Source organism: Hymenobacter sp. HDW8, from assembly GCF_011305775.1.
Lineage (GTDB): Bacteria > Bacteroidota > Bacteroidia > Cytophagales > Hymenobacteraceae > Hymenobacter > Hymenobacter radiodurans.
In genome coordinates this window covers 4,201,836-4,224,627 of sequence record NZ_CP049907.1, presented here as the reverse complement: position 1 = coordinate 4,224,627, position 22,792 = coordinate 4,201,836, and the positions used below count along the sequence as shown (strand labels likewise).

General features: G+C 51.7%; 20 protein-coding genes and 1 pseudogene. 6 read left to right on the top strand and 15 right to left on the bottom strand.

The window, feature by feature from the left end; translation table 11 throughout:
- The first annotated feature begins 3 nt into the window (after window positions 1-3).
- Window positions 4-966 (top strand): GDP-L-fucose synthase family protein, encoded by a 963-nt coding sequence (locus G7064_RS18120; RefSeq protein ID WP_166074680.1) that lies wholly within the window; start codon window positions 4-6, stop codon window positions 964-966.
- Between the two features lie 74 nt (window positions 967-1,040).
- Here the strand turns inward: G7064_RS18120 and G7064_RS18115 are convergent, their stop codons facing one another.
- The 9 genes and pseudogenes from G7064_RS18115 to G7064_RS18075 all read right to left on the bottom strand — a co-directional run bounded on the left by G7064_RS18115 (window position 1,041) and on the right by G7064_RS18075 (window position 11,720).
- Window positions 1,041-2,246, bottom strand: coding sequence for a glycosyltransferase family 4 protein (locus G7064_RS18115; RefSeq protein WP_166074678.1), 1,206 nt, complete (start codon window positions 2,244-2,246; stop codon window positions 1,041-1,043).
- Window positions 2,247-2,252: 6 nt separating this feature from the next.
- Window positions 2,253-3,617, bottom strand: a complete 1,365-nt coding sequence (locus tag G7064_RS18110) for a glutamate-1-semialdehyde 2,1-aminomutase (protein WP_166074677.1) — start codon at window positions 3,615-3,617, stop codon at window positions 2,253-2,255.
- A 54-nt stretch (window positions 3,618-3,671) separates the two neighbouring features.
- A complete protein-coding gene (locus tag G7064_RS18105; protein ID WP_166074676.1) occupies window positions 3,672-4,925 on the bottom strand; it encodes a DUF4910 domain-containing protein in 1,254 nt (417 codons plus the stop codon).
- A gap of 211 nt (window positions 4,926-5,136) precedes the next feature.
- Entirely contained in the window at window positions 5,137-6,459 is a 1,323-nt protein-coding gene (locus G7064_RS18100; protein ID WP_166074675.1) for a class I SAM-dependent methyltransferase, read from the bottom strand.
- A 126-nt stretch (window positions 6,460-6,585) separates the two neighbouring features.
- A pseudogene (locus G7064_RS18095) lies at window positions 6,586-7,126 on the bottom strand (dTDP-4-dehydrorhamnose 3,5-epimerase family protein).
- Between the two features lie 227 nt (window positions 7,127-7,353).
- On the bottom strand, window positions 7,354-8,271 hold the full coding sequence (locus G7064_RS18090; RefSeq protein WP_240935569.1) for an NAD-dependent epimerase/dehydratase family protein: 918 nt from the start codon (window positions 8,269-8,271) through the stop codon (window positions 7,354-7,356).
- A 56-nt stretch (window positions 8,272-8,327) separates the two neighbouring features.
- Window positions 8,328-9,185, bottom strand: a complete 858-nt coding sequence (gene rfbF, locus G7064_RS18085; protein WP_166074674.1) for a glucose-1-phosphate cytidylyltransferase — start codon at window positions 9,183-9,185, stop codon at window positions 8,328-8,330.
- 186 nt (window positions 9,186-9,371) lie between these two features.
- Window positions 9,372-10,121, bottom strand: a complete 750-nt coding sequence (locus tag G7064_RS18080; protein WP_240935567.1) for a WecB/TagA/CpsF family glycosyltransferase — start codon at window positions 10,119-10,121, stop codon at window positions 9,372-9,374.
- 204 nt (window positions 10,122-10,325) lie between these two features.
- Entirely contained in the window at window positions 10,326-11,720 is a 1,395-nt protein-coding gene (locus G7064_RS18075) for an exopolysaccharide biosynthesis polyprenyl glycosylphosphotransferase (protein ID WP_166074672.1), read from the bottom strand.
- 811 nt (window positions 11,721-12,531) lie between these two features.
- On the opposite strand from G7064_RS18075, the gene rpiA reads away from it, so the two are divergent.
- Both rpiA and G7064_RS23335 read left to right on the top strand, forming a co-directional pair.
- A complete protein-coding gene (rpiA, locus tag G7064_RS18070) occupies window positions 12,532-13,089 on the top strand; it encodes a ribose 5-phosphate isomerase A (RefSeq protein WP_205711138.1) in 558 nt (185 codons plus the stop codon).
- The gene (locus tag G7064_RS23335) at window positions 12,984-13,280 is read left to right on the top strand and encodes a ribose-5-phosphate isomerase A (RefSeq protein WP_205711137.1); all 297 of its coding nucleotides are present in this window, start codon (window positions 12,984-12,986) and stop codon (window positions 13,278-13,280) included. Before rpiA ends, G7064_RS23335 begins: the two co-directional genes overlap by 106 nt.
- A 12-nt stretch (window positions 13,281-13,292) precedes the next feature.
- On the opposite strand, the gene pgl is transcribed toward G7064_RS23335, so the two are convergent.
- The 6 genes from pgl to G7064_RS18040 all read right to left on the bottom strand — a co-directional run bounded on the left by pgl (window position 13,293) and on the right by G7064_RS18040 (window position 19,664).
- Complete coding sequence (gene pgl / locus G7064_RS18065) at window positions 13,293-14,039, bottom strand: 6-phosphogluconolactonase (RefSeq protein WP_166074671.1); 747 nt, start codon at window positions 14,037-14,039, stop codon at window positions 13,293-13,295.
- Window positions 14,032-15,546 (bottom strand): glucose-6-phosphate dehydrogenase, encoded by a 1,515-nt coding sequence (gene zwf / locus G7064_RS18060; RefSeq protein ID WP_166074670.1) that lies wholly within the window; start codon window positions 15,544-15,546, stop codon window positions 14,032-14,034. The genes pgl and zwf overlap by 8 nt, the downstream gene beginning before the upstream one ends.
- A gap of 39 nt (window positions 15,547-15,585) precedes the next feature.
- On the bottom strand, window positions 15,586-17,058 hold the full coding sequence (gene gndA, locus G7064_RS18055; protein ID WP_205711136.1) for an NADP-dependent phosphogluconate dehydrogenase: 1,473 nt from the start codon (window positions 17,056-17,058) through the stop codon (window positions 15,586-15,588).
- A 201-nt stretch (window positions 17,059-17,259) separates the two neighbouring features.
- The gene (locus G7064_RS18050) at window positions 17,260-17,676 is read right to left on the bottom strand and encodes an EamA family transporter (RefSeq protein ID WP_166075202.1); all 417 of its coding nucleotides are present in this window, start codon (window positions 17,674-17,676) and stop codon (window positions 17,260-17,262) included.
- A 145-nt stretch (window positions 17,677-17,821) separates the two neighbouring features.
- Window positions 17,822-18,217, bottom strand: coding sequence for a two-component system response regulator (locus G7064_RS18045; protein WP_133273540.1), 396 nt, complete (start codon window positions 18,215-18,217; stop codon window positions 17,822-17,824).
- A 7-nt stretch (window positions 18,218-18,224) separates the two neighbouring features.
- Window positions 18,225-19,664 (bottom strand): PAS domain-containing sensor histidine kinase, encoded by a 1,440-nt coding sequence (locus G7064_RS18040; protein ID WP_166074668.1) that lies wholly within the window; start codon window positions 19,662-19,664, stop codon window positions 18,225-18,227.
- Between the two features lie 336 nt (window positions 19,665-20,000).
- Between G7064_RS18040 and G7064_RS18035 the strand changes: the two genes are divergently transcribed.
- From G7064_RS18035 to G7064_RS18025, 3 genes are all read left to right on the top strand, one after another.
- Window positions 20,001-20,408: a hypothetical protein gene (locus tag G7064_RS18035; protein WP_166074667.1), complete on the top strand. Its 408-nt coding sequence runs from the start codon at window positions 20,001-20,003 to the stop codon at window positions 20,406-20,408.
- 65 nt (window positions 20,409-20,473) lie between these two features.
- Window positions 20,474-22,273, top strand: coding sequence for a T9SS type A sorting domain-containing protein (locus G7064_RS18030; RefSeq protein WP_166074666.1), 1,800 nt, complete (start codon window positions 20,474-20,476; stop codon window positions 22,271-22,273).
- A 179-nt stretch (window positions 22,274-22,452) separates the two neighbouring features.
- Window positions 22,453-22,791: a hypothetical protein gene (locus G7064_RS18025; RefSeq protein ID WP_166074665.1), complete on the top strand. Its 339-nt coding sequence runs from the start codon at window positions 22,453-22,455 to the stop codon at window positions 22,789-22,791.
- The last annotated feature ends 1 nt before the right edge of the window (window position 22,792 follow it).

Here is a 22,792-nt window from a genome sequence, read left to right as displayed (position 1 = left end):
CCGATGGAGTTATCTGCCAAAATATATATTGCCGGTCACCGCGGCATGGTTGGCTCGGCCATTGAACGCCGCCTGCGAGCTGCGAACTACCAAAATTTGGTGATGCGTACTTCCCAAGAGTTGGACTTGCGCGACCAAGCAGCAGTTGCCGATTTTTTTGCCACTGAACGTCCAGAGTATGTTTTCCTGGCTGCCGCTCATGTGGGGGGCATTTATGCCAACAGTACGTACCCATCTGATTTTCTCTATGATAATCTGATGATTCAAGCTAATGTGTTGCAGCAGAGCTATGTGCATCACGTTCAGAAGCTCCTGTTTTTAGGTTCGTCGTGCATCTATCCACGTTTGGCATCGCAGCCCTTGCGTGAAGAATACTTGCTTTCTGGCCCTTTAGAGCAAACTAATGAGCCCTATGCTATTGCTAAGCTTGCTGGAGTAAAGCAGTGCCAAGCATATCGCCGCCAGCATGGCTGTTCGTTTATCTCGGCCATTCCCACAAATATCTACGGTCCCCACGATAATTACCACGCTCAAAATTCGCATGTATTACCTGCGTTGCTACGTAAGTTTCACGAAGCCCGCATGAATGAGTCGCCGACTGTAGAAGTATGGGGAACCGGTACGCCCCGCCGCGAATTTCTGCATGTTGACGACTTAGCCGATGCCTGCCTTCACCTTATGTTGCGCTACGATGGCGCAGAACCGATTAACGTAGGCACAGGCGAAGATATTTCTATTGCCGACTTAGCCCGTTTAATTCAGCGTATTACCGGCTACCGTGGAAAGTTGCGCTTCAATGCATTGATGCCCGATGGAACACCACGTAAAATTCTGGATGTTAGCAAACTAGCGGGCATGGGATGGCGAGCTTCTATTCCGCTGGATAAGGGCTTGGCTTCTGTGTATGCCTTGGCAGAATGGGAGTCAGAGCCTCAGTCAATGGGAGAGTCGGTATCTACGAACTAGCTGTTTTCATTCATACAAAAAAGCCCCCAAAAAGAATTTGGGGGCTTTTTTAGATATATAGCTTCATATGGCAGCTATGAATGTAACGCTTTTCTAACTCCATTTGCGGCCGTCCGCTCCGTTAATACTGATTGATAGATAGAAACTAGCTGCTGGTAATTGCGCTCTGGAGAGTAACGGGTATCGTATGACTTCCGAGCATTTTGCCCAAGCGTTGCGGCCAACTCAGCGTCAGTGCACAACCGCTGGGCTTGTGTAATTAAACTATCGGCATTACCCGCTTCAAAATGCAGGCCGTTGGTTTCATGTTGAATCAATTCGCCCAGTCCGCCCAGTCTCGAAGCTATTACGGGGGTACCCGCGGCAAATGCTTCTAATACTACTAGTGGCATTCCTTCATACCATGTTGAGGCTACAACCAAGGCGCGGGCGTGCTGGAGTGCTAGTGCCACCGTTGCACGCGTGCTGAAACCAGTATAGGTGATAAACGAACATCGGGCAGCCCATTCCTCCACTTCAGCGCGCAGAGGGCCGTCGCCAATTATATGCAAAGGAAATTTGCCCTTTTCAGCTGCATCCAATAAAACAAGAATCCCTTTTTCCGGAGTCAATCGACCAACAAACAACAGTTGCGCTGACCGTTGTGCCGGACCAATTCCACAATCAGGCACTGAGTTTACTTTCACAACTACTTGCTCAGGCCGCAGCTTAAGGGAAGAATTAATAATAATATTTCGGGCAAAATCGGTAAGGACCAAATATCTATCAACCTTCTCACGCCAAGTACCCAGCAGCTTATGCACACCAGTCATAACTGCGACTGAAGCAGTCTGCATGCGAGAGTTTCGATAGACACCCCGTTTGATTGCGTCCCAGGGAAACAGCTGATGTACACTTTTCTCATAAATCTGCCCGTCGGTATACAATATCGCGCTAGGGCAAATCAGACGATAATTGTGCAAGGTCATCACAACGGGGACACCAGCGGCGGCGGCGGCGTAGAGCAGAGAAGGCGACCCAACCGGAAAGAAATTATGTAGATGAATGATATCGGGTCGGAAATCCTCTATTGTTTTCTTCAACAATCGAGCACTGCTCGGATTATATAGACTTCGGGCACCAGTAAGCAGTTTGTCCCACGCAGACTGAATATTATCATTGTCAAACTCTAGGGTATCGACAGGGTGGCCATGAGCCCTTAGTAGTTCTAGCTCTGCCCTAAAAACCACATCCTCACCGCCTGCTTGCTGATAGCGATTATGAAGCAAAAGAATTCGCATACATTATCAATTGCGGGCACGATACACCGATTGTACTGGGCGGCCTACTAAATATTTATCAATTCCTTCATCCAAAGCCCGGCGATAAACCCCTAGGGCCGCATGCACGCGCTCAATGGTAGTATCTACTACGGCTGGGGTATGGGAATAGCTGATTACAAAGGAGGGCAGCAACAATCCGCGACGCAATGTTTCCTGTAAAAAGAGGGTGCGAAAAGCCTGTGAAGGGTGTCCCTGTGCATCACGTGAACCATAAAAAAGGCAGCTGCTTTGCCCAAAAATGGGAACGTTGTCCTCTAAATTATGATCTCGCACGGCGGCCAGTAATCCCTGTCGCAGTCGCTCACCTTGTTCGTTTAAATGTGCTATTACTGGCTCCTGCCGATATATCTGCATGACTGTGCGTGCTGCTGCTAGTGAATGTGATTCGGCACCATACGTTGTAGAAAGCAGGAATACCCGATCCCGGTCCTTCTGACGCAGACCACCTAGTTCCATCAACTCGCGCCGGCCAGTCAAAGCGGCAATCGAAAAACCATTGCCAAGTGCTTTGCCGAAAGCACTCAGATCAGGCCGCACCCCATGTACTCCTTGTCCGCCGCTAATATGGGAGCGAAAACCCGCCACTATTTCGTCGAATATCAGGATTACTCCATTTTGGGTGCAGAGGTCACGAACGGCTTGCAGATAGCCCGGAAGCGGCGGCACATCGCGCTCTACCTCCATTATAGTGGCCGCAATATTATTAGGATGAGCCGCAAATAAGGCCTCTAGGGAAGCGATATCATTGTAGCGAAAGTGCAGGGACTGTTCGCGTACAGCTTTTGGAATACCCGCACTAACGGCTGTGGTACCGATAAACCAGTCATCAACCGAGAAAAATGGGTGGTCAGCACACACGGCTATCAGATCGCGACCTGTATAGGCGCGGGCCAGCTTAACGGCAGCACTGGTAGCATCGGACCCGTTCTTGGTAAACTTAACCATGTCGCCAGCTTGCGTCAGGTCCAGAAATTCCTCTGCGGTTGCCAGCTCAAGGGTGGCCGGCCGGCCAAAGTTGATTCCCCGCGTCATCTCGGCCTGAGCCGCACTGACTACTGGAGCAAATGCATGCCCCAGCGTGACGGAGCGCAGCCCCATGCCGTATTCGATAAACTCGTTGCCGTCTACATCCCACACCCGGCAGCCCGCGCCCCGCTCAATGTACGGCGCCATGTGTTCCGGAAATTGATCATCTCCCTTCGCATACGTGTGACTACCACCAGGAATTACCGCGTGAAAGCGCTCCTGTAGAGCTTTAGAAGCAGTAAAGCTCGGCTCGGCGTGGCTATTGTCTACAGCTATTGTGTTTGGCTTAGCGGATGAATTCATAGCAGATGATACTTAGCAACAAGCAAATGATTTTGATAGACTTACCTGACTGCTCTATGCAGCGTGGGCGAGCAGGCCACAGGCCAATAAAGCGGCAGCAGCTTTCTCTATCAGCCCGTAGGATAAGCCAGATTGCTCCGCTATAGCAAGCAGAGAATGCTCTTCGTCGGAAAGGTTGAGTACCCAAAGTAATGCCATCTGCCAATCGGCCCCTTCCGTACCACCGCCAACACCTTTGTAAAGGCCGCGACGGCCCAATTGAGGCTCGCCATACGGACTTAGGTTACGGTATCGTCTATTGGTTTCGAGCACGTTGCACACCTGGCTGAATATGTCGATGGCTTGACTCAGGTGCTCGGGACGCACAAAATCGAGGTTATCGGCGGAGGTGTGATACTCGGCAAACTCCCCAAAAGGTGTGCGTGAAAAACAACCGACAGGTAAGTTAAAACCTGGTGAGCAATATTGCCGCTCATCGTAGCCATAGGGCGAAAAGGCGCGTATCTCGTGCGGTAAACGCGAATCGCGCAACACTACAGCCACGGCCCGATCAACATCGGCAGCACCGCGGCGCGATTTTTTATAGGTAAAATTACCAGGGCCACCTAACAGCGTGGCAACCAATCCATGCTGAATGTGCTGAACGGTTTCAGTATTTCGGCTTAGCCACGTAATGGAGCCAATAGTGCCAGGAATGAACACGAACCGATACGAATACTGGCGCGACTGCTCCGCTAAGTGCCGCGCCAAGAACGTAGCCACCGCAATACCCGAGAGGTTATCATTAGCGAGCGACGGATGACAGCAATGGCAGGAGATTAGCACTTCCTCCTCGCTGCTACCAGGCAGTAATAGCTCCCCGTAGGTTAAGGCACCCGCAGAGTCTAGCGTACTATCAATACATACCTCATAACGACTATCCGGAAGAGTCAGGCGTGCTTGATGAGTCAGACAAAAACCCCAATTGGGTTGATAATATGAGGTACGATACGGGATAAGGTCGGGCTGATCAGGCAGCGAGAACAAATGCTCGTCCAGTTCAGCGCGCGTAAACCAACCTTGCACGGGCGTACTGTAATTGAGCACATGCAGGTTATGCTGCTGAAAATCAATAACCCGCTCCCCTTGCTCATTTTTCACCCAAGCATCCCGGATGTTCCATTCAGCCGGAACCGTCCAATCGAGTGCGGGTGTACCGCTGGGCACTTCATGAATGACTAGTTCGGGCAGATACTCACGCAGAATACTCAATGTTTCCCGCACACCATTGCCGGTGATACTGCGGCAAATAGGAAACAACCGCTCCATCAATCCAAACGGCGTTCTTGGCTGCTCAGCGCTTTCTACAACGGTTGAGGGAGCCTGGGGGCTTTTTTGGATAGTGGAGAAGTCATGCGCAGAAACAGCAAATGTGAGTTGAACGCTACCTTAAGTCGGAAGCTCCTTACAGAGAAGCTGGGGGCTTTTTTCAACTTCTATTACTCCTATCTCCCCAGCCTCTCTGCTGCCATTAGGTACCTTAATCGTAAACCTTGACCTCGGGAATGGGCACTACAAATTTGCCCCCCCAGCTACGAACCTCCGCCATTTGTTCCATAATTTCTTCCCGCAGATTCCAGGGCAGAATCAGTACATAGTCAGGCTTGGTTTGCTTGATATGATTGGGGTGGAGAATAGGAATACGCGTACCGGGAAGGAAATTACCCTGTTTGTGGGGGCTCAAATCGACCGTATATTCCATGAAATCGGTACGAATACCACAATAGTTGAGCAGCGTATTGCCCTTGCCGGGCGCGCCGTAGCCGGCTACTTTCTTGCCCTCGCGAGCGGCCTCAATTAGAAAATCCAAAAGCTTACGCTTGGTTTCTTTTGTCTTCTCCTCAAAGGCCGCATACAAAGCCAAATCAAGGATGCCGGCTTCTACTTCGCGTTCCCGAAGCTCAGCAACCCGCTCCGTTACCGACTGGGCCTCGTTAGCGGTGTGACGGGCAAAAATGCGTAGCGATCCACCATGGGTTGGCACCTCCTCCACATCAAATAACGTAAGGCCATGATGGGCGAAAATGCGCTCTACCGTGTTAAAGGATAAGTAAGAGAAATGCTCGTGATAAATCGTATCAAACTGATTTCCCTCGATCAGGCGCAGCAGGTGCGGAAACTCCATCGTGATGACACCTTCGGGCTTGAGCAGCACCTGCATTCCTCCCACAAAGTCATTGATATCAGGCACGTGAGCCAACACGTTGTTCCCTAGCAGCAAATCGGCCTGCCCCACCGTTGTTGCGATGTGCTGTGCCGTATCGCGCCCGAAAAAGCGCACCATCGTGTTAATGCCTTTTGCCTGAGCATATTCTGCTACGTTAGCAGCGGGCTCCACTCCTAGCACTGGGACGCCTTTTTCCACGAAATACTGGAGCAGATACCCGTCATTGCTGGCAATTTCCACTACCAAGCTACTGGAATCAAGAGCAAACCGCTCCGCAGCCATATCGGTGTAACGCTGCGCATGACGCAGCCACGATACTGAATAAGAAGAGAAGTAAGCGTAATCGTTAAAAACCTCTGTGGGGCTCACAAACTCATCAAGTTGCACCAAGAAACACTCATTGCACACGCGGGCATGCAACGGGTAAAAGGGCTCAGCCATATTGAATTCAGATGGCCGCACGTGGTTCTGACACAGAGGCGATGTGCCCAAATTGACAAACGTGTGGGTAAGCGGCGTACCACAGAAACGACACGGACTAGCGGGCGGTGGTGCGAATTCAGGGTGAGCGTCTTCAACTGCGTTATTAGGCGTGGACAAGGCAGAAGCAGTGGATGATGGAGTAGATATTCCCATAAGGCGGGGCAAAAAAATTCGTTTAGGATCTAAAAAAGTAACTCAGCGACACAGATTCTATTTCAATTGCAGTTTGATGGTCGACCTATAACGGTGGGTAAAGCCTATCAGCATTACCCTTCCATTTTACAGCTTGACCGCCATCTGAATATCCGGATGAATACGGTCTTTTTCTGAAAGCAGCACAGGTTCAAAAGGCCATTCAATCCCAATAGCCGGATCGTTCCAGCGTAAAGCCCGCTCAGCGCCAGGCGTGTATTTGGCCGATATCTGATACGAAACGTCCGTGTTGTCTTGCAGTGTGATGAAGCCGTGCGCAAAATACTCGGGCACAAATAGCATACGGAAGTTATCGGCGGTCAGCTCCACTCCTACCCATTGCCCATACGTAGGCGACTGTTCACGCATATCCACAATCACATCATAAATGCCCCCCTTGTGCAGCGCACAAGCTTGCTCTCGCCGTGGGGGCAATTTGATAATGCATACCCCGCAAAGTACCGCGCTTGGGATTTGATGATACGCTCGACTGTAGAGGCGGCTGATGAATACCATGCGCGGCAAACTCATCCTCACACCACGTACGAGCAAAAAAACCTCGCTCATCCGATAACCGCTCTATATCGATGATAAAAGCGCCGGCTAGCTTAGTTTCGGTAAAGATCATTACTTATGCGTATGAAAGCCTTCAACAACAATAACGTTTGAGGCCTTGGTAATAAAAAGCTTAAACGTCCGCAGACTCCGTAACAACGGCTGTATCAGCCCATTCCAAATCGGCAGTTAACTGTCCGCTTTCACGCAGGGCAGCAAGCACTTGTAGTCGCATGAGTTGTGACGAGCGGAAGCTGGTATCGTGGAAGCCCATGCTCATCAACCCATCCCGCAGTTCCGCTATGGTATCGGGTAAAGTACGTTGAGGCTGGTGCTGGGGGCTAATTGTCGAAACAAGCTGAAGTCGACGCGATACGACCGCTTATCCGGCGGTGCAGCAGCGTTCAGGCTAACAGCAGTACCAGGAATGGCAGCCGCTACTGCCTCTGCTAACTCACGTACCTGATAGTTCCACTGATCAGAACCCGCGTTTACAGCCAGAAAATCGCCACCATTGTCCGCTTCCCGACTAATGGCCCACTCAATAGCCCGCGCCATATCCTGCACATGAATAAGCGGACGCCAAGGTGTGCCATCACTCAAAATATTGATCTCCCCCGCAGCTACTGCACCAGCCACAAAGTCATTGACGACCAAGTCTAATCGCAACCGATCGCTCCACCCGCAGGCAGTGGCGAAGCGCAGGCAGGTAATACAAAAATTATCATCAGCCAAGGGCGCTAACTCTTGCTCGCTTAGCACTTTAGAGCGTGCATAAGCGGTGAGTGGGTTCAGGGTAGATGTCTCTGTTTTGGCTCCTTCGCCTCCGGCTCCATACATGCTACAGCTGCTGGCAAATACAAACGCACGCACACCAGCCTCTTTAGCCCGTTGCGCCAGTCCAATTCCAGCCTGATAGTTTACAGCTAGGGTTACCTCCTCATAAGCTGAGCCCATCGGGTCGTTGGAAATCGCCGCCAGATGCACGATGGCATCAACACCTTGAAGTAACTCTGTGGGCAAGTCGCGCACGTCACCAAAATGTTGCCGGTCAAGTCGCGATTCAGGCAAGCGGCCTGCCCCGGTAAGACAATGAGCAAAGAAACCCATGTCAAACCCAATCAGCTCAGCCGCAGGAAACTCCCGACGCAGGTGGCGCACGACGCCGGGCCCTACGTAGCCCATATTACCAGTAATGAGAATGCGTTGCGGTTTCATATATCAAGTTAGAAATTGAGCACTATCCAGTAGCTCTGCGCTTGGTGCTCAATAACTTATTTAATTAACAAAGGAGGCTGACCTACATAGTGCTCATGCCCTGAAGTACTAACAACATGGCTGGTAGTAGGATGATCATTCCATACTTTCCACTTCGCTTTACCAGCGGCCCACATTTCCTCCAGCAAGTTACGGTCGCGCAAGGTATCCATGGGTTGCCAAAAGCCGGTATGACGGTAGGCAACCAATTGATTATCTGCTGCCAACTGCTCCAGGGGGCCTTTTTCCCACACCGTTGCATCGGTTTCGATGTAATCTAGTACTTGTGGCTCTAGGACAAAAAATCCTCCGTTAATCCACGGTGATTCTCCACCCTCGGGCTTTTCAGTGAAGTTTGAAATCAGGCTACTATCCTCCGTAAGGTTGAAGACGCCAAAACGGCCGGGTGGGCGTACAGCCGTGAGCGTAGCCAAGGCACCCTGCTGCCGATGATAAGCAATGGATTCACGAACATTCACGTCACTCACGCCATCACCGTACGTTAGGCAAAAAGTGTTGCCGTCCAGATAATCGCGTACTCGGCGCAAACGCCCCCCAGTCATGGTTTCCTCGCCTGTATCGACCAAAGTCACCGTCCAAGGCTCAGCGCGGTTGCGGTGCACAGTCATCTCGTTGCGGTCCAAACGAAATGTTACGTCGGCATTATGCAGGAAATAGTCGGCGAAGTACTGTTTGATCAGATGGCCTTTATAGCCACAGCACACCACAAAATCAGTGATACCATGGTGGGCATATATCTTCATAATATGCCACAGAATTGGCTTGCCGCCCACTTCCACCATTGGCTTCGGTCGGACGCCACTTTCCTCGCTGATACGAGTACCATAGCCACCTGCGAGTATAACTGCTTGCATGAGAAATAAAGTAAGAGAAAGAGATAGATAAGAAATTAGCAAATATTACTCCATCACGGAATGACCTTGCTAATTTACTTACTCATGCTTTATATAATTATAATAAATAATACAAGACTTGTATTTTAATCTATTCCAGTATGAATGGCATCTCCTCAAGTTTCGGTTGTGAAGTGAATACGTCTCTTAGGAAGCGGCTTTCAGGTTATTTCCAGTCCGAAATATGGTCCGCTGCGCCATCAAGTATAGAAAATGTGAATTGGTGACTAAATAGCGACGCCACAGGCGTTTTGGCTCTAGCCACAGCCGATAAGCCCACTCCAGCCATAGCTTACGCGCCCACGTTGGCAAGCGCTGCTCTAGGCCCGCATACACTGGGAAAGCTTGTCCTACTCCCAGCATACAGGCACGAATTTGTCCTTGGTGATTAGCCATCCAGCGTTCCTGGCGTGGGCAGCCTAACGCCACAAAAACTAGATCAGGGTCGGCGGCGTTGATGGCGGCTACTTCCGCAGCATCTTCCTCAGGACTAAGTGGGCGAAAGGGCGGCGAATGTGTGCCGGCAATTCGTAGGGTAGGCAATTCACGCCGGGCGCGGGCGACCATAGTAGCCAATACCTCTTCGGTAGTGCCATAAAAATAAACGGACTGGTTGCGTTGAGCTGCCTCAGCAAGTAAGGCAGGTAACAGATCCATGCCTGCTACGCGTTCCTGCTGTTGACCATGAAACCAGCCCACGGCTGCAGCCACGGGGCTGCCATCGGGTGATACAATGGCGGCACCATCCAATATTTTACGAAAGCTAGGATCGTTGTGGGCTTCTACCAACATATGTACGTTGGCAAAGCAGACGTAAGCAGACGAACGCGCAGCACCGAGTTGCAGGATCGTATCTATAAAGTCAGTCCGGTTGCCCGTCGAGATACGAGTATCCAAGACAAGTTGGCGTGGTAGAGCGGGAAGTGGCAATGGGTAATTTGTGATTAGTAAGAGACAATGCCCGGCGGGAGCGAAAATCAGAAGTTATAAGAAAAGGCCCCTGTCACAGTTCCCGACGATAGTCGTACGAACGGGGCAGGGGCCTTTACGCAAAGTGATAGTAGTTGGATACACGGGCGAAATTTGCCCCCCAGCGATGGTTTAGTATGCGTTTTTCTCGCCGCGAACCATATTCCAAACTGTCTGGAAGATGATCTTCATGTCCAAGCCAAATGACCAGTTCTGCACATACTTCAGATCATACTCGACACGCTTTTCCATGGTACCAGCCTCGCGGGTTTCGCCACGGTAGCCATTTACTTGGGCGTAACCCGTGATACCTGGGGTTACAGCGTGACGCATCTGATATGTACGGATGTGCTTAGAGTATTCTTCCAGTTGCGAGAGCATGTTGGGGCGAGGGCCTACCACCGACATCTGCCCCATCAGTACGTTGAAGAATTGAGGTAACTCATCAAGATTATACTTGCGCAGGTACTTTCCAATGCGAGTGATCCGCATATCGTTTTTGGTAGCCTGCAACTCCGTTTGGCCATGGTTAGCTTGCATCGTGCGCAACTTGTAGCAAGGAAACAGTTGGTTACGCTTGCCAGGACGCAGTTGCTTGAAGAAGATCGGGCCGGGAGAGTCGAGTTTGATCAACAACCCTAAAATTCCCATCACTACTGGAAACACGGTGACGATAACTGTCAAGGAGAAGAATATGTCAAACAGACGCTTCATTGCCTGGTTGGTACGCATTCCCAAAGGCTCATTCCGAATAGTGAGAATGGGCATGTGATCGTAGAAGTACACATTCACATCCTGGCGAACAGTACCACTAAAGTCGGGCACGATACGGAAGGAAAGGAAGTGGTCGTCGGCGAAGCGTGACAGGTCTTCAATAAGATCACGCTGATCAAGCGGCATTGCGAAGTAGATTTCATCTACCTGCGTTTTAGAGCAAAACTCCTTTAGGTCTGCAATAGAGCCTTTTACGAGTGATTGAAGATGGTCAGCAACCTTCTCATCAGTGAAGAAGCCCAGGAACTTGTTGCTTGGGTCGTGTGACTCAAGAAAGCGCTGTAATTCTTGACCGCTATTGCCTGTACCTACAATAATGAAGTGGGTATGAGCCCGAGCGATATGCGTGCAGTATAAGCGGTAGCCAAAAGCCAGCAGAAACCGACCAAGCGCTACACCTACAACTGATAGAGAGTAGACTAATACAATGTAGCGTACCATCAGCCACTCCGTATCGAACAGCATTGCGCCGGCCAGTACAAGGCTGGCATGGATCAGGAAGGTACGAATCAGATACAGGAGCTTCTCGGGATAGGTAATCAGCCGGTCTATGCGATATATGTTAGCATACTCCTTCGACAGAATCCACCACAACAATCCGAAAATAGCGAAGAAGAAAGGATAATAGCTGGTGAACTCCCAGCTATCGAATATAAAAAAGCCGGTGAGACGGAAAGCGCCAAAGATGATGAGCACGTCCACCACGGGCAAGATGATGCGCGATGCATCAGTGTAGTGTTTGTAGCGTTCCATGAGTTAGTACAAGTAGGCAGTAGGCAATGAGGAAGTGGTGTTTGATGGTCTTGTACGCATGCAAAGTAAAAGCATTCTGTAGTTAAAACAATATTTTTTATAACTTTTTACCGTAAAAAGATAATATTTTGTTAATACAACAATAATATTCCGTTATGCAACTTTAGTAAATCCAGTAAAAAGCACATATTTCTATATTATTTAGTGATTTTATGTCCTTTTACTCACAACTCTCTATAAGGTTTCATATAATTTCTGTCAAAATTGATACCACCCAGGCTTTTAAGCCTGGATCTTAGTAAGACAAGCGGTAACGAGGAAGACAGTCAAAAACTCCACCCAAGCTCAACAGACACCAATTTTTATCGCAAATACCTCATTTATAGCCACTATCAACATATTAAATATACAATATTAATAGTCAAGTAGATAGTGAAATCTTACCTTAAAATAATTTTTGACAGCCTGGAAATAGTGTAGAAAAAGCTTAAAATATTTTCTTTTCATTCAGTTAGCCGCCAGAATGGGTAGCCTGACACAAGACTCTGAGACCTATTACTTCAGTGCAATCCACTCTCTGCCTCTACTGAGCGGACTTTATGCAACACTAACTTCTCGATTGGGCTAATAGAAATGCCTTTGATGTCAGTGAGCAGAGGTTAGGTGCTATTTTGAGGTTATAAACAGAAAAAAGCCCCCCAGAATGCTTGTTTGCTGATTTATCATTTTTGTAAAGTCTGATACTATGCTTCACTAAAGTGGCTTACCTGGATTGTCGTTGAAACTTACTGTCAAGCTTAAATTGGTTATTATGGCAAACTCTGAATTGCGCGGCTTAGTGGACAACGAAAAACGGCGTGCGGCGGCGCAAGCCCTACATTGGGTGAGCGATGGTATGTCGGTGGGACTAGGCAGTGGTAGTACGGCTGCTTACTTTATTCAACTGCTTGGCGAAGCGCTTCAAGCAGGAAAGCTTCGAGTGCAGGCAACGGCTACCTCGCTGGCCAGTGAGACATTAGCTCGGAGCGTAGGCATTCCGTTGTTAGCGCCCCGGCGCGGGTTGCGCTTTGACCTGACCGTAGATGGAGCCGACGAAATTGACCCGCAACTCACTCTTATAAAAGGAGGTGGCGGTGCCTTGCTGCGCGAAAAGGTGCTGGCAACAGCATCAGATTATCTGTTGATCATTGCCGACTCCTCGAAGCTGGTGCCGCAACTGGGCCAGTTTCCGCTGCCCTTGGAAGTGGTACCTTTTGCGCTGCCTTGGGTACTGGATGCCGTAACGCAGCGCGGAGGCGAGCCAACAGTGCGGGTAGACAAGAAAAAAGCCCCCAGAATGCTCTTTCCGACCAGGGCAACTTACTGTTAGATTGTCATTTCCGCTCTATACCCGACCCGGCGGAGCTTGCACTTCAACTGCAAGCCATTCCAGGTATTGTAGAACACGGCTTATTTCTGGGTTTGGCGCACGCAGCTATAATTGCTCAAGAGGAAAAGCTGCTTGTGCTGCGGCCCGGAGCTGAGCCGGCTGATGCAGTCGACTTTACAAAATTGCCTTGACCTGAGCTGGTTCTATTTCTGACTATCAGGTAGCTGTGCGGCAGCGGAAGCATCTAAAAACCACTGTAGCTCGCCGGAAACAGCAGTAATAAGTTGGGCCGGAAGCTCCTCTACATTGCGTTCGGCGGTTAAGACGCGTTGCACGGCAGCGGCTTTATCAGCCCCATACACCAGAAAAGCAATAGCTTGAGCCTGATTGATAAGCGGCGCGGTAAGCGTTATCCGGTAAGCTTTCTTCTCTTCCACAAACACTTCCTTCGCCCCCACCCCGGTTTCATGCAGTACTGGAGTATGCGGGAACAAGGACGCGGTGTGCGAATTATCTCCCAGGCCCAACAGAACCAAGTCAAAGCGCGCTTGCTTTTGACCGAAGTAGTCCTCAATGGTCTGGGTGTACTGCTGAGCCGCCTCTGCGGGAGCAAGCGCGGTATCAATAGCAAAAACCTGGGAGGATTCGATCTGCAAGGGGTCAAAAAGGGCCTTTTTGGCGAGCAGGTAATTGCTTTCCGGGTCGGTGTGGGGCACGTAGCGCTCATCACCGAAGAAGAAATCGACTTTTTCCCAAGCTACTCGGCTCCGATACGATGATGAGGCTAGAAGCTCGTAGAATTTCTTGGGAGAATTGCCCCCCGACAACGCCACGGAGAAGCGGCCTCGCTTCGATATAGCCTGGTTGGCCAACTCCACAAAGTAGTCAGCCAAGCCAGTGAGTACCTCGGCGGGTGTGGCGCAAATGTGCAGGTGGGGGGCTTTATTCATTGCCATTAAGCGGGAGCGTAAACCAATGGAATCCGTCGCGGGCGATGAGCGCCTCCGCCACTTCCGGTCCCCACGAGTCGGCCGAATAGTTAGGGAAGCTCTGGCTGGCCCTGCCCTGCCACGAGTTCAGGACAGGCATGAGCAAATCCCAGGCGGCTTCTACTTGGTCGCCGCGCATAAATAAGGTCTGGTCGCCCAGCATCGTATCCAGCAGTAAAGTTTCGTAGGCTTCCGGCGCCTGACTGGTGTAGGTTCCTTTGTAGTCGAACACCATATCTACGGTATTGAGCATCATATCGAGGCCGGGGCGCTTGGCCTGAACTTGTAATCGGATGCTCATTTCAGGCTGAATACTGATAACCAACCGATTTTGCTGCCAGCTTTCGGCGGTTTCGGGCGGAAAAACAAAGTGCGGAACGTCTCTGAACTGAATGGTGATGCTGGATGCTGAGCGGTGCATGCGCTTGCCGGTGCGTACATAAAAGGGCACATCTTGCCAGCGCCAATTATCCACGAAGAACTTCACCGCGGCAAAGGTTTCGGTGTTAGACTTAGGGTTAGCACCGGGCTCTTCCCGATACCCGGGCACTTGTTCGCCCTGCATCCAGCCCGCCCCATACTGTCCGCGCACCGCCGATTCGCGAATGTCTTCTGGCGTAAACCGTCGCATCGCTCGCAGCACATCCACTTTGCGGTTGCGCACTTCATCGGCGGTAAAGTTGACGGGCGGCTCCATGGCTACCAGGCAAAGAAGCTGCAACAGATGGTTCTGAATCATGTCGCGCATGGCACCGGCGCCGTCGTAGTAGCCACTGCGCTCGCCTACACCTAGCTGCTCGGTCACGGAAATCTGCACGTGCTCGATGTAGTTGCGGTTCCAAAGAGGCTCAAACAGCGCATTGGCAAAGCGGAAAGCCATGATATTCTGCACGGTTTCCTTACCCAGATAATGATCAATCCGGTAGATCTGGCGCTCATCAAAAATATCGGACAGCAGCTTGTTCAGCTCCCGCGACGATTCCAGATCGTGGCCAAAGGGCTTTTCGATAACAATGCGCGTGCAGGTGGTATCGGAGGCGAGCTTGCTCTTGGCCAGATTGGAGGCGATAGTCGGGAAGAACTCGGGTGCCACTGCCAGATAGTAAATTACGTTGGGCTGCACACTCCACTCCTTCTTGTACTCGTCGATGCGCTGGCCAAACTTTTTATAGGTAGCCGCATCCTTCACATCGGCCGCCTGATAAACGATATGCTGAGCAAACTCCTTCCACTTATCCTTATCGGCCTTACCACTGCGCGAAAACTGGTTGATGTCGTCCAGTAGCTTCGTGCGAAACTCCTCATCCGTTAAGGGCGTGCGGCCACTGCCGATAATGGCAAAGTGCTGGGGCAGCCAGCCATCCAGATACAGATGATAAAGCGCTGGCGTCAGTTTGCGGGCATTCAAATCTCCGGTGCCGCCGAAGATGACGAAGATAGTGGGCTGAGTTTCTTTGCTGGAGCTCATGCGTAGGATGTAGCGAATAGGTTAATGAATGGCCGCAGCCTACTTATTAGGAATGACTGGCTCCTCGGTTTTCTTTTCCGGGTCTTCCTGCACCGACTGTTTATTGGCTGCGTCCTCGTGCACTGGCGTCCACTGCGTATGGAACACGCCTTCGTGCCCAATCAGCTCGTAGGTGTGGGCGCCGAAATAATCGCGCTGGGCCTGAATCAGATTCGAGGGCAGGCGGGCGCTGCGGAACGATTCAAAATAGCTGAGCGAAGCCGCATACGCTGGCATAGAAATGCCCCCCGCAACGGCCGCTGCCACTATTTGACGGGTGCCGGGCACCGCTTGGTTCACTACCGCGGCTACCTGCGCATCCAGCAGCAGATGCTCCAGCGCAGGGTTTTGCTGATACGCGTTGAATATGTCGTTCAGAAAACTTGAGCGAATAATGCACCCTCCACGCCATATTCTGGCGATGTCAGCTAGTTGCAATCCGTAGTCGTAAGCCGCAGAGGCCTTAGCCAGCAGATGCATGCCTTGGGCATACGTGACGACCATGCTGAAGTAAAACGCTTGCTCTAGGTTGCTGAGAAAAGCCCCCCCATCTGCGGCTGCCGATGCCGTTGGTGCCAGGTTGCTGTATAGCGTAGCCAGTTGCTCGCGCAGCCCCTTATACTTAGATAAGTTGCGCAGGGCAACGGCCGTGTCGATGGTCGGAATGGGCACTTCCAGCTCCATTGCTACCTGCGAGGTCCACATACCAGTGCCTTTGGAGCGCGCTTCGTCTTTTATATCGTCGAGCAATAGATGGTCGGTGTGGGGCGCGCGGAAGACAAAGATATCTTTAGTAATATCCAACAGGAAGGACTGCAACCGGCCCGCATTCCACTGCGCGAACACCTGCCCGATGGCGTCGTTGTCGAGGCCTGCGCCCCGCTTCATCACCTCGTAGGTTTCGGCAATTAGCTGCATCAAACCGTACTCGATACCGTTGTGCACCATCTTCACGAAGTGACCGGCAGCGCCGGGTCCGATATACGTCACGCAGGGCTCATCATTCACGCGGGCCGCAATGGCTTCAAACATGGGCTGCATTACCTGGTAAGCCTGTTTGTCGCCGCCGGGCATCATGCTGGGGCCAAAGCGGGCACCCTCTTCGCCACCCGAAATACCCATACCGAAGAAGTGGAATCCAGCCTCTTTCAGGAAAGCCGCGCGGCGCGTGGTGTCCGAGAAATGGGAGTTTCCGCCATCGATGATAATGTCGCCGGGCGCCAGCAACGGCCGCAGCTCTTCGATGACGCTGTCCACGATTTTGCCGGCCGGCACCAACAGCATAATGGAGCGGGGCGTCTGGATGCTGTCGATAAACTGCGTCAGATCGGTAAAGCCCTGCACGGGCTTGCCCGCGCCTTCCTCGGCCAGCAGCGTTATTTTGCTGGCGTCTTTATCGTAGCCCGCCACGCCAAAGTTGTGGTCAGCGAGGTTCAGAAGCAGGTTGCGGCCCATGGTACCTAGGCCAATCATTCCAAACGAAAAATTAGTCGGCGTTGCGCTCATTATCTGTGCTTTTGGTAGTTAGGCTTGTCCTGCAGGCAGGTAAGTATAAGCGAAAGAAAGATTACTCGTAGCAGAAGCGCACCTTAGCCCTGGGGTTAGAGATGCTATTCCACAGGAAGCAAACGGTACTTAGTGTCGAGCCGTTGTGACCAATCAGCAATTACTTGATTAGTCCCAAACCAATACCAGCGTTCCCGTGATGATAAGTGCAGCCCCTACTCCCGTTTGCCAGGTTAGCTTTTCGCCCAAAAACACGATAGAAAGCACGATTGCCAAGGCCACACTCAGCTTATCGACGGGCGCAACCTGCGACACCTTGCCCAGCTGCAAAGCCCGAAAATAGAAGATCCAGGAAAGACCGGTAGCCACCCCCGACAAACCTAAAAACAACCAATTGGTGCGCGTAAGGGAATGTAGCTCCCCCAGGCTGCCCCGCGCCACTACGATACCCCAGGCCAGCACCAACACAACCACCGTGCGCACGGCAGTAGCCAGATTAGAGTCGACGCCCTTAATTCCAACTTTGGCCAGCACGGCAGTAAGTGCCGCAAAAAGAGCGGACAGCAGGGCAAACATCCACCACATAGCAGCACCCGAACAGAATAACAAATCGTAAAACCTTCTTCTACGCGGACCCGCGCTGTCGGGTCACATCAAATTTGCCCCCCAGCTTTCTCTAAAGAATTCGTACGCAGCAAATGCCCTTTTATGTGGCACTCGACGCGAAGAGTCAGGAGCGGCTTTCCAGCACCTGCGTACGAATGGCTTGCAGTTTCGGGCCGTCCAAGGGTTTATTTATCACGCTAGCCACCAGACTGTATTCTTCTGCTTTCAGCTTGTCGGAAGGAGCCAGAGACGAGGTAAGGATATAGATGGAACACCGCCCGGCTAGTTGAGCTTCTAGGGGTCTCAAGGCATCCAAAAAGTCCCAGCCGTTCATGATTGGCATATTCAGATCCAGAAAAACGACGTCTGGCACTTGGTTCGGCAGCGCATTCTGAAGGTAGTCGAGTGCTTCCTGGGGCAACTGAAAAGAGGTGATAGTATCGGTGAAGTTTTCTCGCTGCAATATTCTGGTGGTGAGAAATATGCTGATATAATCATCGTCGATTAGGACTGTATGCATAGCTAGTTTAAGGCAAGTATAAAAAGAACTGCGTACCCGTTTCCACTTGGCTTTCAACCGCAATAGTGCCCCCCATCGACTCGACGTGGGCTTTCACTAGGTACAAGCCCATGCCGCGGCCCGCGGGCGTGGGATGAAAACGCTTGTAGAGCTTGAATACGTCGGCGCCCGCTTTCGCCTGATCGAAGCCCGAACCGTTGTCGGCAAAGGTGAGCTGGGCACCTCCTTCGGGATGTGGGCTGCCGGTAATAGTAACGACGAGGGCACGCTGCTGCGAGCGATACCGAATGGAATTGGAAAGCAGATTTAGAAGAATGCTGTAGATATAGGCTCGGTTGCCGTGCGTGTGCAAATCCTGCGGGAAGTCGCGAATAATTTGCCCCCCAGCCTGCTGCAGCGGCTCATTCATCTCCTGCAGCACCAAGTCCAGCACATCAGCAAGGCGTGTGGGCGCGGGCACATCAGCCACGTCCTGCTTGTCGCGCACGGTAAGAATGGTGTTCATATCCTGCAGCACCACATCGAGCTGCACGAGGCTGGTTTGCAAATGACTCAGCAGCGTGGCCTGATCCGGATCGGGGGCCAGCAGAAGCTGTGATAAGCCCATAGCATTAGCCAAAGGCCCCCGCAGATTATGCGAAACGATGTAGGTAAACTGTTGCAGATCCTGATTTTGCCGGTGCAGGTCCTGAGCTAGCTTTTCTTGGCTGGCTTGGGCTTCATGGCGCAGCGAAATGTCCGAGAAATACACGGACAATCCTTCTTCTGAGGGGAAAGCCTTAACTTCCAGCCACAGCCGCAGGGTAGCGTAATAGGCCTCAAAATGTACGGCTCGGCCCATTTCGAAGGCCTGATGATAGTGCTGATAAAACTCGCCGCCAACCTCGTCTGGAAATAAGGTCCAGAGGTTTTTGCCCAGCGCCTGCTCACGGTCTACCTGCAGCAGGCGCTCTACTTCGCTATTTAGAAAAGTCAGACGCCACTCCCGGTCAACTAGAAAAAGCGCGTCCGTGATGCTCTCAAAGATGGTGTTGAGCTTTCTGGCCTGCTGCTCAATCATCTGGTGAGACGCCGTTAGGTCCGTGATGTCGCGCGCAACCATGTGTACGCCTCTCACTAACCCATCCACCAGCAGCGGCACCTTCGAGACACTGAGCACTTTCGGCTCCGCACCCCTAAACTGTACCGCTACATCAAATTGTACCCGCGTGCCCTGAAAAGCTTGGATCAGCTTCTCCCGAAACACAGGAATCAGCTCCGGCGGCAGAAAATCAGAAATATCCTTACCCAGCACATCTGCTTTGGAGCAGTGCAAAAGCTGCAGAAAAGGCTCATTTACATCCAGAATAACCCCATTTCGGTCCTGGAAAAGAATAAAGTCCAGATTGTTCTCAAATAGCGACCGAAACCTCTGTTCGCTATTTACAAACTGTGCACTCTCACTCATAGAGGATTTGTGGATGACGTGGGCCCCTCTATGCCAGAGCGAGACCGTTTGAAGACACTATCAGTCTTTTCAAGCGCATGAGCAACATGAATGCAGAGTACGCGCCGGGACCAGTAGAAGTTCGATCGTGAGGGTTAGCCGGCAAGCCTTATGCAACCCTTTCCATTTGCTTAAGAACTACTCTGGGGGGCAAAATCGTGCTTTATTCAGTCGCCTCAAACAAGTCGGGGCGTTTTGGTTGTATTGGCTTGAATTTCCAGTTAGATTTCCTGCCCTTAGCGTTGCTTACTTATCTATTTTGCTTCCGCCCAACTGGCGCTTTTCTGCAAGCTTCTCATGCCTCTTTCTATTCACTCTCTTTACTACGAAAACGCGGTCGGCCGCCTCTCAGAACACGCCGATGCGTATGCCGTGGTGCAATACAAACCGGGCAAGCGCCAGTTCAGCGACTTCAAAGCATTTCTTATCCATACAGGAAATCTCCTTACGCGTCGGGGCTGGACCCATGTATTGACTGATCAGCGGGCCATGTCGCCCTTCACGGAGGAGGAGCGCGCTTTGATAAACCAGGAATGGATTCATAACGAGCAACGCAAAATCATTGCGGCCATTCTATTGCCCAATGATGTTTTTGCCCGCTTATCTTCCACGCAGATTATGCACGACGCCCGAGAAGGCAGCCTGTTTTATCATGTATTTCAGGACGAAGTAGCCGCCGCCGCCTGGTTGCGCCAGATGCGCTAAGTTGAAACACTGACTCAGAAAGCGACCAAGCGGGAATAATATCTCAGACATATAACCAGCGTCGTATGGTAGCCAATCAGTTCCCGCCGCTTCTGCGCTACACTCAGCCTTGGTTTGCCTATTGGGCTTTCTTTTTAGTCCTGATACTGCGGGCCACCACAGCGCAGGCCCAGACGCCAACTTGGCAAATGGCCATGGCCGTTAGTCAGGCCGCCAGTAGCATCACATCCATTAGGGCAACCGCAACGGATGCAAACGGCAACGTGTTTTTGGTTGGCAATCTGTATGGCACTGCCACTTTCGGCGGCACTACTTTAACGAGTGCAGGCAACAACGACATCTTTGTAGCTAAGTGGAGTTCAGCTACTAAGAGCTTTGTGTGGGCGCAGCGAGCCGGAGGAGCCGGATTCGGCAGCGACTACGCGACGGCAATTGCTGTGAATGGCTCCAATATCTATATCGCCGGTGCGTTTCAGAGCCCGACGGTTGATTTTGGCAGCATTACGCTCGCTAACTTCGATAACAGTACCAACACGGCCGATATAGTCGTGGCCAAGCTCGTTGATGCTGGCTCTAGCGGTAGTTTTGTGTGGGCGCAGCGGGCGGGTGGCGTGGGGGCCGATGAGGCTAAAACCTTAGCTATAAACGGCACGAGCATTTACGTGGGGGGCTTTTTTTCGAGTCCTACGGTCAGCTTCGGTAGTCTCAGCCTAACCCACGCGAACGCAGGCACCAAGGATATGTTCGTGGTGAAGCTGCGGGATGAAGGCAGTAGCAGCAGCTTCGTATGGGCACAACAGGCGGGCGGCGGCGGCGAAGACATAGCCGAAGGCTTGGCGGTAAGCGGCCAGAGTGTGTATGCCGTTGGCTCTTACACCAGCGCGGTAGCACAATTTGATGGCACTAGCCTCACTAATACCGTCGCTAATACCAGTATCAGCGCCGATGGATTCGTGGTGAAAATTACCGATGCGGGCACTGCCGGCAGTTTCGCGTGGGCACTTCGCTGCGGTGGCGACCGGCTTGACTACGCCAACTCCATAGCCGCAAGCGGCACGAGCGTGTACGTGGGGGGCTTTTTTTCAAGCCCCACGGTCGGTTTCGGTAGCCTTAGCCTGACCAATGTGAGTGCCGGCACCTACGATATATTCGTGGCCAAAGTGACCGACACCGGCTCAGCGGCCAGCTTTATTTGGGCACAGCAAGCGGGTGGGATAAAAAACGAATATCCATCGTCATTAGCAGTGAATGGGCGCAACATATACATAGCGGGCTACTTTCTAAGCGCTACGGCCGCTTTCGGGAGCACCTCCGTTACCAATCTTGATAATAGTACCAACACGGCCGATATAGTTGTGGCCAAGCTCACCGATGCTGGCCCTAGCGGCAGCTTTGTCTGGAGTCAGCAGGCCGGTGGCTCAGACAGCGATATGGGTTGGGGGCTAGCGGTTGACGCGCAGGGTATGAATGTATATGTGGTAGGCTCTGTCGTCGGAACCACAGCGAAGTTCGGCTCTCAACCTATTGCAGCGGCCGACAGCAGAAATCAGGTTGCTTATGTTGCCTCGTTGAGCGACAACACCATCCTAGGGTCAAGTTCTCCGGGGCAGCTTGCGGGCGTAAGCGTGTACCCAAATCCGGCCCATAACACGGCGACTATTCGGTTACCACTAACACGCTACTCTGCTCGTGTACGCTTTACTATTATCGATGGCCTAGGTAGAGTAGTACAAACCTGCTGGGCTGCCTCCCAAGCCAACAATCTGGATTACCCACTTGATTTAACGGATTTATCTCCAGGGCTCTATGCCTTATGGGTACAGGCAGGCGCCGAGTCTTCTGTCCTGCGTTTAGTTATCGATTAGGTAGCAAATCATCGCGCAGCAATTGGCACTACTCCACAGGAGCACGATCTGACTATCAGCCAAGTACAGATCGGCTGACTCTCGCCTCAGCTACCGAACAAATTGCCCCCCACTGCGGCTAGCTTCGTTAAGCTAATGAGTGTCACTCGCTAAGTCAGCACTTTTCCTACCTTGTGCCCATGCACAAATCCATCTCGCTTGTAGTACTATCCGCCACTCTGGCGGGACTATACAGTTGCCAGCCTGGCCAACCCGTGACCTCTACCCCATCGCAGCAACCTGCCAATGCTAGTGCAGCAGCTTCCACCGAAGCGCAGGCCCGCGCTGCCGTTGCTCGTTTTGTGGAGCAGCAGCCCAATGCCGCCCTCTACCAGCTGGATTCGGCCCGGGTACTTGAGGTAAATGACCACTGGCAAATATTAGTACCCCGCACCGACTGGGCCGGCCGCATGCCGAACAAAGCCGCCTTCGACGTAGACAAACAAACTGGCACTGTTAGTCCTCTTGCCGTGAAGTAGG